General features: G+C 35.2%; 14 protein-coding genes. All 14 read left to right on the top strand.

Going from position 1 to position 12309, the window contains the following annotated elements:
* Position 1 precedes the first annotated feature (1 nt).
* The 14 genes from F1560_RS14900 (at position 2) to F1560_RS14835 (ending at position 12307) form a co-directional block, all read left to right on the top strand.
* Complete coding sequence (locus F1560_RS14900; RefSeq protein WP_149475447.1) at positions 2–949, top strand: type II secretion system F family protein; 948 nt, start codon at positions 2–4, stop codon at positions 947–949.
* Between the two features lie 6 nt (positions 950–955).
* Entirely contained in the window at positions 956–1819 is an 864-nt protein-coding gene (locus tag F1560_RS14895) for a type II secretion system F family protein (protein ID WP_149475446.1), read from the top strand.
* 47 nt (positions 1820–1866) lie between these two features.
* Positions 1867–2049 carry a Flp1 family type IVb pilin gene (locus F1560_RS14890; protein ID WP_149475445.1) on the top strand — a complete coding sequence of 61 codons (183 nt, stop codon included), beginning with the start codon at positions 1867–1869 and terminating at the stop codon, positions 2047–2049.
* 94 nt (positions 2050–2143) lie between these two features.
* The gene (locus tag F1560_RS14885) at positions 2144–2809 is read left to right on the top strand and encodes a TadE/TadG family type IV pilus assembly protein (RefSeq protein WP_149475444.1); all 666 of its coding nucleotides are present in this window, start codon (positions 2144–2146) and stop codon (positions 2807–2809) included.
* A gap of 12 nt (positions 2810–2821) precedes the next feature.
* Positions 2822–4966, top strand: a complete 2145-nt coding sequence (locus tag F1560_RS14880; RefSeq protein ID WP_149475443.1) for a DUF5702 domain-containing protein — start codon at positions 2822–2824, stop codon at positions 4964–4966.
* A gap of 21 nt (positions 4967–4987) precedes the next feature.
* Entirely contained in the window at positions 4988–5644 is a 657-nt protein-coding gene (locus F1560_RS14875; RefSeq protein WP_149475442.1) for a DUF4352 domain-containing protein, read from the top strand.
* 86 nt (positions 5645–5730) lie between these two features.
* Positions 5731–6306 (top strand): TadE family protein, encoded by a 576-nt coding sequence (locus F1560_RS14870; protein ID WP_149475441.1) that lies wholly within the window; start codon positions 5731–5733, stop codon positions 6304–6306.
* Positions 6307–6350: 44 nt separating this feature from the next.
* Positions 6351–6854: an A24 family peptidase gene (locus F1560_RS14865; RefSeq protein ID WP_246811944.1), complete on the top strand. Its 504-nt coding sequence runs from the start codon at positions 6351–6353 to the stop codon at positions 6852–6854.
* 77 nt (positions 6855–6931) lie between these two features.
* Positions 6932–7450: an A24 family peptidase gene (locus tag F1560_RS14860; protein WP_149475439.1), complete on the top strand. Its 519-nt coding sequence runs from the start codon at positions 6932–6934 to the stop codon at positions 7448–7450.
* Positions 7451–7474: 24 nt separating this feature from the next.
* A complete protein-coding gene (locus F1560_RS14855) occupies positions 7475–8095 on the top strand; it encodes a hypothetical protein (RefSeq protein ID WP_187773741.1) in 621 nt (206 codons plus the stop codon).
* A 79-nt stretch (positions 8096–8174) separates the two neighbouring features.
* Entirely contained in the window at positions 8175–8810 is a 636-nt protein-coding gene (locus F1560_RS14850; RefSeq protein WP_149475437.1) for a DUF4352 domain-containing protein, read from the top strand.
* Between the two features lie 479 nt (positions 8811–9289).
* Positions 9290–9601: a hypothetical protein gene (locus tag F1560_RS14845; RefSeq protein ID WP_149475436.1), complete on the top strand. Its 312-nt coding sequence runs from the start codon at positions 9290–9292 to the stop codon at positions 9599–9601.
* A 259-nt stretch (positions 9602–9860) separates the two neighbouring features.
* Positions 9861–11366, top strand: a complete 1506-nt coding sequence (locus tag F1560_RS14840; protein WP_149475435.1) for a DUF6382 and FHA domain-containing protein — start codon at positions 9861–9863, stop codon at positions 11364–11366.
* A complete protein-coding gene (locus F1560_RS14835; RefSeq protein WP_149475434.1) occupies positions 11363–12307 on the top strand; it encodes a PP2C family protein-serine/threonine phosphatase in 945 nt (314 codons plus the stop codon). The genes F1560_RS14840 and F1560_RS14835 overlap by 4 nt, the downstream gene beginning before the upstream one ends.
* Positions 12308–12309 lie beyond the last annotated feature (2 nt).

Genomic DNA, 12309 nt, shown 5'->3' with positions numbered 1-12309 from the left:
TATGACGGATATTATTCTAGTTATCCTGCTGGTTGCTTTAGTAGCAGGGTATATTTTCGCAGTATCGAAAAGAAAGAAACAAGAGGGAAATCAAACGGAACTGATGGATGAAGTTGCCCAAAATACAGAACTCGAACAATTAAAAAAGAAGCATTTTATGGAACGAATGCGTCATCGTACAGATAAGCATATAGAGTCACATCTCGTCGATTACTCGAAGTATCACCTTTTGAAGAGAGAGTATGTCTTTTATGCAGTACTGGCAATCATATTTTTCGCTTTTATCGGTTATTTATTTTATGAAAGCTTTATAGCTGCGATTATCTTTGGAGCTGCTGGATTATTTTATCCGAAAATCCAGAAGAAAACACTCCTGGAAAAACGTAAGGAAAAATTAAAGCTGCAATTTAAAGAAGCAATTGCCTCGTTGTCCTCCTCGCTTGCAGCGGGTAGGTCAATCGAGAATAGCTTTAAAGAAGTTGTATCAGACCTTTATCTTTTATATCCAGACCCGAATACAGAAATTATTCAGGAGTTCGAGATTATTAATCGACGAATTGAGAATGGAGAAACAATCGAGAATGCAATTTTAGACTTTAGTATCCGTTCCGATATGGAAGATATTCAAAATTTTGCGGATGTTTTCATTACGTGTAAGCGGTCGGGTGGGAATCTCGTTGAAGTTATTCGAAGAACGTCAGATATTATTAGTGAAAAAATTGATATACAGCAGGAAGTTGCCGTCATGGTTGCATCAAAAAAATTCGAATCACGAATTTTAAGTGTTGCACCACTTGGAATGATTTTATTATTGAAATACAGTGCAGAGGATTACTTAGCTCCAATGTATGATTGGAGCTCGGGCGGACCGCTAATTATGACTGTTTGTTTAGCGCTTCTTATTTTTTCCTATTGGTTTGGGCAGCGAATTATGGATATTAAGGTGTGATGAAGCATGGTGGTCTATGGGATATTAACTTTAATAATTATTGGTATCTATTTTGGAATTTCTGTTAAAGTTGGAAAGCAATATGATGTAGTTGTGGAGGATTTTAAGAATGACTATCCATTAATGTTTATGGCTCCAGTATCATTATTTATTATCGATAATTTAAAGATTATGGAGCGGCTATACAGTCAAATTGCCAAGATACAACAGAAAATGATAAGTCTATATGGCAATCGAACAGCACTACAGCATACGAGAATGTATGTTGCGCAACTAATTTCCACGTCCCTTGTATGTTTATTGGGTACATTTTTATTCACGCTATTAGCTGAAGGTGATGTAACGATCTTTATCGTTGGGATTTTATTCACTGTTTTAATCCCATATGCGATGATTAGCAAGCTCTCAAGTCAAGAAAAGGAGCGGAAGGAAAAGATTCTTACGGAGCTTCCAGAAGTAGTGAATAAAATTATTTTGCTAGTGAATGCCGGAGAAACAGTGCAGCAGGCATTAATCCGATGCGTTACGCAAACAAATGACCCGAATTCACCGCTGATTAAAGAATTAACAGAAACAGTAAATAAGATGGTGAGTAATGAACCTTTTCATCAAGTATTGAATGATTTAAGTAAAAAGTGTGGTGTGCAGGAAATTTCGATTTTTACTACAACAGTTCTATTGAATTATCGTAAGGGTGGAAATGATTTAATTCTGGCACTTCGAGAATTGTCTCATGAATTATGGGAGAAACGAAAGGCTATTTCCAAGACAAAAGGGGAAGAGGCATCTTCTAAGCTTGTATTTCCGCTCATACTAATCTTTGTAGCGGTTATGATCATTGTTGGTTATCCTGCACTTACCATTTTGTAAGTACAGGTTTCAAAATATAAAATTATAGAATTTTAGGAGGAAAACAAATGAATATGCTTAAAGAATCGATCAAGAACTTTTGGAATGATGAGGAAGGATTGCAGACATTGGAGATTATGTTAATTATAGCTGTTATCGTCGTAATTGCATTGCTTTTTAGAGACCGAATTATGGGTTGGATTGAGGATCTATTAAAATTTGGTGACGATAATATTAGTGAATTCCAATAAGATTAATTCTAGTTTTTTATGGTTACTTTAGATATGGAAAACTATTAGTTAATCGTACAACTATTAATAGTAACCTTTTGAGGGGACTTAAATTATGCAATTCATGAAAAAATATTTAAAAAGAATTAAAAAGGATGAGCATGGAGCATTTACGATCGAAGCATCCATTATTTTCCCGATATTGTTACTTTTGACCTTAAGTTTTATCTTTTTTGCACTAATAATCTATCAGCAATCAGTCCTGCACTACAGTGCAAATACAGTAGCAGAACGATTGGCATTTGTTTGGGATAACAGTGATAAAGACATTAATACCGGGGAATTTGATAAATATACTACTTTTCCTGGTGGAGATGGACTTTACTGGAGATTAACAAGTGATCAGTTCCTATCCCAATTTGGAATTGATATATTCTCAAAGGGAAATGCAACCATACAAATTGGTTCTGGAGGTGGTGGTAGTTTACCACAGCAAAAGTTGGGAAGAGCTACAACGAATATACTGCCGCCTGGAGCCACTGGTGAAGTGCAATACAACAATGGGTTAGCAGGTAGCGAAATCGTTGTTAAATTAAGAAGTCCACTAAATTTGCCTTCCTCCTTAAGCAGTTTGTTTGGTATTAATGAAATTGAGGCAGAAGCTAGTCATGTCGTTACAGAACCTACCGAATTTATTCGAACAATAGACTTGGCTATGTATGCTGTAAAGTCATTAAAAGATTACTCTGGCTATATAACAAAATTTATATCTAGTAATTAAAGGAGGGTAATTTTGAAGAAGAAATTAAAAACAGCATTTCGGCACCTTTTAGTGAAGGAAAATGGAGCTGTTTCTATTTACGTTATTATAGTTACCCTCTTACTATTCTTATTTAATGCAGTACTAATAGATTTTGTTCGAATAATGGTGGCGGAGAACCAAGTGGAACAGGCTGCCAAAAGCGCAATTCGTTCTGCATTCTCTTCCTATAATAAGGATGTACAGAATAAGGGATTGTTTATAATCAATGAAAATGCTGAAGATCCAGGAGTAATATTTGAGAATGTATTTGAAAATAATTTACAAGTAGAAGAAGATGGCTATTACAAATTTGTTGATACAAAAATGGAGAGTACTAGCTTTACTCCCGATTCTGGGCGTACTTTTTCTAATAAGGAAATTGTTAAACACCAGATATTAGAGGATATGAAATACACTGCACCGATAGAGTTTGGGAAAGTTATATTAGATGGTATCCTGCCTTATTCCTGCACCATGATGGAAGCAGAAATATATGTTGATATTTCCAAGGATGTCAACGACTTAGTTAAAGATAGAGACGCAGAAATGGAAAAAGCAATCAACCATATGAAGAATGCCTATAATGAATTAGATGCTGTTGATAATAAGGTTAATGGTACTAATGCATCTACCTATCCGAACTTAAATAATCTTGGTAATGCGATCGATCATTTTCCAACATATTTAGATGATGAAGATTCAGAGTTTGAGGATGATCTTAGGAATCTATTAAACGATATCCGTGATGCGGCAAATACAAATAAAACGGAATTAGAAGCTGCTATTGTTGATTTAAACAATGCAATGGAAATTAATGAAGCAATTCAGGAAAAAATTGATGATACAAGAGAAGAAGTTGAAGGAAAGTATGGCGATCTTTCCGATAGTCAATGTAGTGATAGCTCCATGTCCGAAGTTGAAAATGAAATAAGTGAATTAACGGATATGATAAACGATTATGTATTGGATAGCTCTTTTTTCACAACAGCTCGTTCTAATATTGAAGAGGCTTTGGATAGCGTTGATGATGGTGGTCAGCCAGGAGCATCGACAAGGCTTTTGCCATATGTAAAATATCAAATTGAAACATTATCTGAGATACTTGAATTTGATTTAACAGCTTTTCGTCCACCATTCAATAATATTATCAGTAAGTTTAATACAGCATTGAATGATACAGATGAAGCCAGGAAATATATTGATAATAATTATGAGGAAACAGACACTGGAGTTGATGGTGGAGAAGATGGTGGGGGTCTTTCAGATGCATTGAGAGAGCTTGGAAAAATAAAAGATATTCTTCAAAAAGGAATTGCTTTTACGCAGGATATCGGTGTTTATACTGACTTAGAATCATTAGTTCAAACCTATGGCAATGCTTCGTTAAACAACCCTGGAAACCTTGACTTGGAAGATCCTGAAGAAAGTGCATCTGATGCATTTGACATCGTATCAAATTTATTTAAGAGTCTTGGGGATTTATCCACTGATATTAGAAATAAAGCATATATCAACGAGTATATTCTTACGAGATTTGAAGCAGATGACAGTTTAGGTATAATGGAACCTGGCAGTTATCCGGAAAATTTTCTATTTATAAATAGAGAAGTGGAATATATTTTATATGGTCATCATGTAGCGGGATTAAATTATGCAAATGCATTATTGGAATTATCAGCAACCAGATTTGCATTTAATTTTATTTCCTCGTTTTCACAACCAGTAGTGCAAAGGGTTCTACATCCGTTACCAAAATTTATAGCCGCAGTGGGTTGGTCTTTTACCGAGACAGTAAATGATATTACAAAATTGACTAAAGGTGAGGAAGTTCCATTACTGAAAACTAGAGGAGTTAGATCATTCTCAACAGATTATAAATTTTATCTAAGGCTTTTCTTATTTCTGCATTCTGATCCGGATGATGAACGTATCACTCGAATACAGTCTGTCATTGACCATAAATCATCTGATGATTTAGTAGATGCACCAGTCTATGCAACAGCAAATGCAGAAGCTTCAATTGATTTGTGGTTTCTTCCAGGAATCATTGACATGCTTGGAACCACAAATATATTAGAGGGTCAAGTAAGAAATGGCAGATACTATATCGATACGGAAATAGACTACTCTTACTAAATAAGACAGGAGGAATATGATATGAAACGACTGTGTATGGCTCTGTTTTCTATAGCATTATTAACAAGCTTGCTCGTAGCTTGTAATAATGAAGAACAAGGTGAAGAAGTGGATCCAGTTACGGAAGAAGGAACATCAGAATCACCTGAGGAAGATGCTACCGAGAATGAAGACGAAGAAGATAATTCTGAAGGTGAACAAAATACTCAAGAAGATGAGACAACTGAATCATCTTCAGAAAACAGTGGAGAATTCCCCGAGGATCAAGAAGGTTTAGGTATTGGTGATACAGGACATATTGGAAACAACTTTGCCGAATATGAGATTACTTTAAATTCAGTCGAAATTCAAGAAGAAGTTGCTGGTGAGCCAACACGAGAAGGAAATTATGTACTTGTTGACGTGACAGTTAAAAACCTGACTAATGAACCACTTTCTGGTACAGATGCATTAGGTAATACATTCTTATCTACTGATAGAGAATCAACTGGATTTGCTTGGTTTTATATTGATGGTGTTGCAGAAGAATGGCCAGAAATAGCACCCGGGGAATCTCATACAGGAGTTTTATTGTATGATCTGCCGGTTAATGATTTATATGTGTTAAATACAGGACGCAATTTTTCTGACCTTTCTAATGAAGTTGCTTTTGAATTTACGCAAGAGGAAGCTGAATAACAGGGAAATGTAGACGATCATACTGGAGCTATTCTTATAATACTAAGAATAGTTCTGGTTTATAAGTTCTGTTTGGAGGATGTAGAATGCGATTTAAAAGTGAAAATGGAAGTATTACACTGGAAGCTGCACTAGTTTTACCGTTCTTTATGTTATTTATTGTTTTTATGGCTTCTATCATCCGTATCTCTGTGGCAGAAATTGCACTGAACAAGTCTGTATCTGAAACAGCACAAATCCTATCAACACATGCTTATCCGATAACGATTCTATCAAACCAAATCGAGAATCTTGCAAGCGATAAACTTTCTGGTATCAGTACTGATATTATTAGTTTGGAAGACGTTGAGAAAGTAGTTGGCACATCGTTAAAAGAGTTTTTGGATTTTGATCCTTCTAGTTCAAATTATTTTGATGAGCTTGGAACATCAGTTTTAACTCCAATCGTTCAAGAGAAATTTGCAAAAAATATGAATTCTAATTCAGTAACGGAGTCTAGTTTAAATGTTGAAGTTGAATTACCACGATCCATCAATGGTGGTACTGATTCGTACATTGGTATTACGGCATCTTATGATTTGGATTTAACTGTACCATTTGTTGATAGGACGATAACAATTAAAAAGCAGGCATATGAACGACTTTGGATTGGCGGATATTAATTTGAAGCAGAATAATACGTAGGTAAGGTGAACACATGTTGCAAATGAATGATTATTTTCTCTTTTTATTTATTATAATTGCATTTTTATGGGATATTAGAGTCCGAAAAATACCAAATTGGTTAACAGCAGGTGGGGTCTTGTTTGCATTTATTTTGCACCTAGTTACCAATGGTATTGATGGATTCCTATTCTCCGTTTTTGGTTTAATAGTTGCAACAGTGGTATGCCTAATACTTTATGGTTTTAAAGCAATTGGCGCAGGTGATGTGAAGCTATTTGCTGCAATAGGTGCATTTGTAGGGATTCAAATCGTATTATATATCCTTATGTATTCCATTGTTTGTGGAGGGATAATTGGTATACTACTATTAATAATCACTAGAACAAAGCTGTATATTTTATATAATAAAGGTATCCGTTTCCTCAATAGAAAGTGGAATAAACAATTTGCCGTAATTGACAAAGAATCCAAAATTATTTCTTTCCCTTTTATGTATGCAGTCCTTCCAGGGGTTATATTAGCTTACACCTTTCTATTCATTTAAGTATTGTTTCATTTCATTTTTTTATAAGGTACAGGACTGTAAAGGAAGTTTTCTAGTTACGAGAAAGGGAGAGGCAGATGCTCGGGGTTCATGATTATATACTATTTCTATTTCTAATCATTGCTTTCATCTCCGATATTAAAAATCAAAAACTTCCGAACTGGCTAACAGCTGGTGGGGCAGTTATCGGGATAATTTATCATTTCATTGCAGATGGATTTGGTGGTCTTCTATTTGCTCTTCTTGGTTTATTAACTGCGGGTGGGATTTTCTTAATCTTGTATATCTTTAAAGCAATTGGGGCAGGTGATGTGAAGCTCTTTGGCGCCATTGGTTCTTTAGTAGGCTTTGATATGGTGGTCAATATGATGCTTATTTCAATTATATTTGCGGGAATACTTAGTGCATTAATTTTATTATTTACTAAAACATTTATGCAAAAAATGATTAATGCGTTTTTTCATTTAAGGGATTCATTCTATATGAAAGATTATAGTAAATTAGAGGATTATAAAAAAAACAAGGCTACAAGGTTTCCATTTATGTACGCAGTAGTTCCCGCAGTTGTTATCACTTACATATATCCAATTATTTGATGAGGAGAGACATAATGAAAAAAATTGCAAATATTAACGGTCTTGTTTATCAGTACTCTATTGTTGGGTCATTGTAGTAGTGATGATTCAGAACCATCTAAAGAGGTAGACAATGGAACAACAGAAACAAACCAGTCTGCCGAAATAGAAGAGGATAACACGGAAGAAGATACCGACAACGATTCAAATAATGGTGGGTTCACTACGGGTACTGAAGACCAAGAAGACTTATCGATTGGTGATACAGGTAAATTCGATTCAGATTTGACAACTTATGAGATAACACTAAATAGTGTAGAAATTGTGGAAGAACTGGATGGAACTATCTCTCAATTTGCTGGAATTATCATTTTAGATTTAACGGTTAAGAACACTGGTGACGAAACTCAATCTGTTCGAGACTTATTGTATGGATTAGAAGTTACGAGTGATCTCGATAGAACAGGTTATCAAGATTATGCAGAAAGTTTTGATAGTGTTGAAGAAATGACTGGTGAACTTGAACTAGGAGAGGAAGTTTCTAGACAATGGATAACAGAAATTACTGAAGGAGAAACTCAGTACTTTCGTCTTCGTTTGGGAATTGCAGATTCTGTTTCTAGTAACCAAGTAACATGGGTTATTCCCGTAGAAGAAGCTGAGTAATTATTAGGTAAACAAACATACTGCACGAATCTATTTCCAGAATCGTGAAGTATGTACATGGAGTTTAGTAAAGCGAGAGGTGAGACAAATTAAAAATGCAAATCTATTGCTGACGCTATTGTTTATAAGTGGTTTATTATTGAGTGCTTGTAGCGGGAATGATAACTCAGTATCAACGAATGAAGTTGAGAATGAAAATATTGAAGAAAATGAAACAGAAGAGGATAGTACAGAAGAAAATACCGACAATGATTCAAATAGTGGCGGATTCACAATGGGAACTGAAAATCAAGAAGATTTATCAATTGGAGAAACTGGAAGATTTGATTCTGACTTAACAACATATGAAATTACATTGGATGAAGCTCAAGTGTTAGATGAACTAGACGGTAATACTTCTCAACTAGATGCATATATATTGCTCGATATAACCGTTAAAAATACTGGTGACGATACACAATCTGTACAGGATTTACTTTATGGCTTAGAAGTTACGGATAATCTTGAGATGACAGGTTACCAAAATTATGCGGAGAGCTTTGATAGTGTAGAAGAAATGACGGGCGAACTAGCTCCTGGTGAAGAAGTATCAGGTCAATTTGTTACAGAGATATATGAAGGAGAAAATTATTACTTCCGTCTTCGAACTGGTATTGCTGGTTCAGGGTCTAGTAACCAAGTAACATGGGTTATCCCAGCGGAAGAAGCAGAGTAATTTCAATTTAAATCAACAAACACACTGCACGCTTCTTTTTAAAGAACGTGCAGTACATACATAAAAAATTTAGTCCAGACTATCGATAATATTTTCAAATCGATTAGTACATATAAAATCAAACTAAATAAAAAATGAACATAGAATGGAGGTATTTGCAATGCATAAAATTTCCGTTACTAACTATCACTTTTAATTGGAATTACAATACTAGCTGTTTGTGGAGCGGATGGTGAAAATGATGAGGAAGCTGCAGAGTCAATCCAGTTCCAGAAGAATTAATTGAAAGAGAAGACCCAGTAAGAATTAAAGACCAATTAGGACTATCTATTGGTGAAACAGGCTGGGTTATTGATTGGGCTAACAGAAATATATTAGAGATCACACTAAATTCAGTTGAAATCACACGCGAAATTGACGGTCAGGAACCAGTTGGACATAATTCCGAAGACGATGTTTTTGTTATTGGAAATTTTACGATGAAAAATCATGGGGAAGTTGGTATCCCAGGCAAGGGTTTGCTTATCCTGACATTGTTGCTGGTGAAGATCGAGATAAAACTTAAGAATGATGGTTTTGCAAATGCAGGGGAGTTACTAGGAAGAGGAGACACATCCATTGTTATTGATGAAGCCATGAATAAACAGCCACCAACTGATCCTGGAGAAGAGCGAACAGGAAATGTAGTTTTGAATGCAGACTATGAAGTAGATACGTATATTATTTATTTTGGGTTTGAAGATTACGAGAGTAAATTGACATGGGAATTTGATGCAACAGAAGCAAACTAGCTATTATTATTCTATTATTTACAAAAACATTCATGAAAAAATTAACAACTGCTGTTTTTCAACTTTTCGGTTCTTTATTATCCCGTGATTTTAGGAAACTGGAAGAATATAAAGTAACAAAAGCAACGCGTTTTCCCTTTATGTATGCTGTTGCCCCGGCGATTATTGCAGTTTATTATTATGCGTTCTTTTAAGGCTATCTGGAAAACAATCATTTATTCATTTTTATTTAGTACATATTCGTTTAGGAGGAAGAAGAATGGGAACAATCTACAATTTGGAGTATGATTATTCGACCGAAAATGGTCAATCAATCGTATTCTCTAGAAAAGACAACAAAAAATTAACGGCAGACAATTTAAACGCTGTTCAGTTAAAGATGATTCAGTCTAATCGAATACCACATATGCTGCCAATGGCATTGGAGAATATCGACTTGGTTACGAAGCTTCATTATGATATTAATTCGAAGCAAAAGTTAATTTCCTACTTTCGTGACAATAAGGCTACGATGAATGATTACTATCAATTATTTCTTTCCCTTATCAATACACTTGAGGAAGCAAGCTCTTATATGCTTGATCAGAAAAATTATATCTTACAAATGGAATTTCTATTTATCGGGCAAAATCCGAGCGACGTATATCTAACCTATTTACCAGTGATCGATCTTGAGAAAACGAACAGTGTAACAGATGACATGAAAAAACTACTAACAGATGTCGCTGGTGAAATTGACGGACTTCAAGGAAACGAATTTAAAAGTATTTTGAACTACATTAAAAACGCATCCTTTAGTTTAAGTGGATTAAAAACATTATTATTAGAATTGATCTCGCTTCGTTCTAATGTCAACCAAATGTATTCAAATCATGAATATACGAATGGCAATCAGATGGAAGGAAGCTTTACGGAAAATCAAAACACAGCAGATCAGTCACATCCAGAACCGATTGTCGCTGGCAGCCAAAGTATGACGAAGAAAAAAGTAAAAAAGAAACTACCGCCGCTTACTTCAAGAACGAAAGTATATCTTATTATGGGTTCATTACTAGCGATAGCTCTGATTTGGAAGCTTTACGACATGTATAGAAATCCAGCGGTAATGTTAACAAGCAGTATATTAACAGTTGTTGTCATTGTAGCCGTATTTGTATTTTGGAAAATCTGGCGACCAGGAGTCGCTGCAGTTGAGACAGAAGTACCACAACCACTGGAAAAACCGGTAACTAAACAACCAAAACCTGAACAAAAAGTAAGACAAAAGCAGCAACAATTTAACGTACAAATACCGAAACAGCAGTATCAAACACAATTTAGCCCAACGAATGCTACACCACTTGCTGCAACACAAGCAGATACAACTTTATTAGCAGCAGATAATGAAGATACAGTGCTTTTAGAAGAGGAGTCTAATCTCTCCGTTGCTACAATGGAGAAGGAAGTTGACGTTTCGGCTACACTTATACGGACGACAGCAGATGAAGCACCGCAGACGATTGCAATCAATGCAAATAACTTCTTAATCGGCAGAAACGAGGAGGCAGTTAACTACCCTGATACAGCTGTTGGTGTTTCAAGAATTCATGCCGAAATTATTAAAATTGATGGTTCAAGCTTTGGTATTAAGGATTTAGGTTCGAAAAATGGCTCTAAATTAAACGGAGCTCCAATGGTTCCATACAAAGTCTACGCATTAAAAGAAGAAGATGAATTTGATCTTGGAAAAGCACATTATACATTTAAGTGGAGCAGTTCACAATGAGCAGAAACTGGCAAACTGGTGTAGCTACACACCAAGGTATGAAAAAAAGCAAAAATGAAGATTCTTATCTACATTTGATAGAGAAAGATACCAATGGAAATGAAATAGCCTTATTTGTTGTGGCTGATGGTATGGGTGGCTATCAAATAGGCGATATTGCAAGTCGTTTTGCGATAGCAGAGTTAGAGAAATGGTGGAAAAAGCGGATACCGAAGCTAGTTAAAAGAAAAGATACAATCGATCGTGTTTTAAAAGAAACAGAACATACATTACAACAAATAAATAAAGGAATTCAAGCTTTATCACAGCAAACAGGGAAGAAGATGGGGACGACGCTTTCGATGCTTGTATTGTATCAAGGATCCTACGCAGTACTTCATATTGGAGACAGTAGAATTTATCATATGAAAAACTGGAATTTCGGTCTGCAGCAATATTTTCAGCAAGAAGCTGTAAACGAGCAATATCTGTCTAGTTTATTAGAGGAACAGCATACTGAAATTCTTGAAACAGAGCCCGAGCTTTTAAAGCTAACAGAAGATCACTCTTGGGTGCAGGTACAAGTAACAAAAGGTGTATTAAGTGAAGAAGAGGCAAGAAACCATCCAAAACGACATGTACTTACACAATGTCTTGGAATTGAAAATACGATTGATGTGTATAGCCATAAAGGGGATTATCAAGCAAGTGACCTTTTCTTAGTTTGCAGTGATGGATTTTATTCATTGTTCTCCAATGAAGAAATTAAGAATATGCTTGTTAGTTTAGAAAAAGAGTATACCAATCTTCAAGCAATCTGTGATTACTTAATTAATTTCTCTAACTTTTCCGATGCAAATGATAATATTACGCTTATGCTCATTCGCAACCTATATGTAAGTACAGAACAAGCAATGGAAAAGAGAGGGCTCTTTTCCTTCTTAAAAGGAAACAAAATGTGATA

This window comes from Oceanobacillus polygoni (assembly GCF_008304605.1).
Classification (GTDB): Bacteria; Bacillota; Bacilli; order Bacillales; family Amphibacillaceae; genus Oceanobacillus; species Oceanobacillus polygoni.
The sequence above is the reverse complement of the archived record's forward strand: the minus strand, read 5'-3'. Positions and strand labels throughout refer to the sequence as shown.

Bases quoted from the DNA above. Each gene is read 5' to 3' on its own strand.
- F1560_RS14885 (WP_149475444.1), top strand. From the start codon at position 2,144: ATGCAATTCATGAAAAAATATTTAAAAAGAATTAAAAAGGATGAGCAT.
- F1560_RS14865 (WP_246811944.1), top strand. From the start codon at position 6,351: ATGAATGATTATTTTCTCTTTTTATTTATTATAATTGCATTTTTATGG.
- F1560_RS14845 (WP_149475436.1), top strand. From the start codon at position 9,290: ATGAAAAATCATGGGGAAGTTGGTATCCCAGGCAAGGGTTTGCTTATC.
- F1560_RS14875 (WP_149475442.1), top strand. From the start codon at position 4,988: ATGAAACGACTGTGTATGGCTCTGTTTTCTATAGCATTATTAACAAGC.
- F1560_RS14870 (WP_149475441.1), top strand. From the start codon at position 5,731: ATGCGATTTAAAAGTGAAAATGGAAGTATTACACTGGAAGCTGCACTA.
- F1560_RS14890 (WP_149475445.1), top strand. From the start codon at position 1,867: ATGAATATGCTTAAAGAATCGATCAAGAACTTTTGGAATGATGAGGAA.
- F1560_RS14860 (WP_149475439.1), top strand. From the start codon at position 6,932: ATGCTCGGGGTTCATGATTATATACTATTTCTATTTCTAATCATTGCT.
- F1560_RS14840 (WP_149475435.1), top strand. From the start codon at position 9,861: ATGGGAACAATCTACAATTTGGAGTATGATTATTCGACCGAAAATGGT.
- F1560_RS14900 (WP_149475447.1), top strand. From the start codon at position 2: ATGACGGATATTATTCTAGTTATCCTGCTGGTTGCTTTAGTAGCAGGG.
- F1560_RS14895 (WP_149475446.1), top strand. From the start codon at position 956: ATGGTGGTCTATGGGATATTAACTTTAATAATTATTGGTATCTATTTT.
- F1560_RS14835 (WP_149475434.1), top strand. From the start codon at position 11,363: ATGAGCAGAAACTGGCAAACTGGTGTAGCTACACACCAAGGTATGAAA.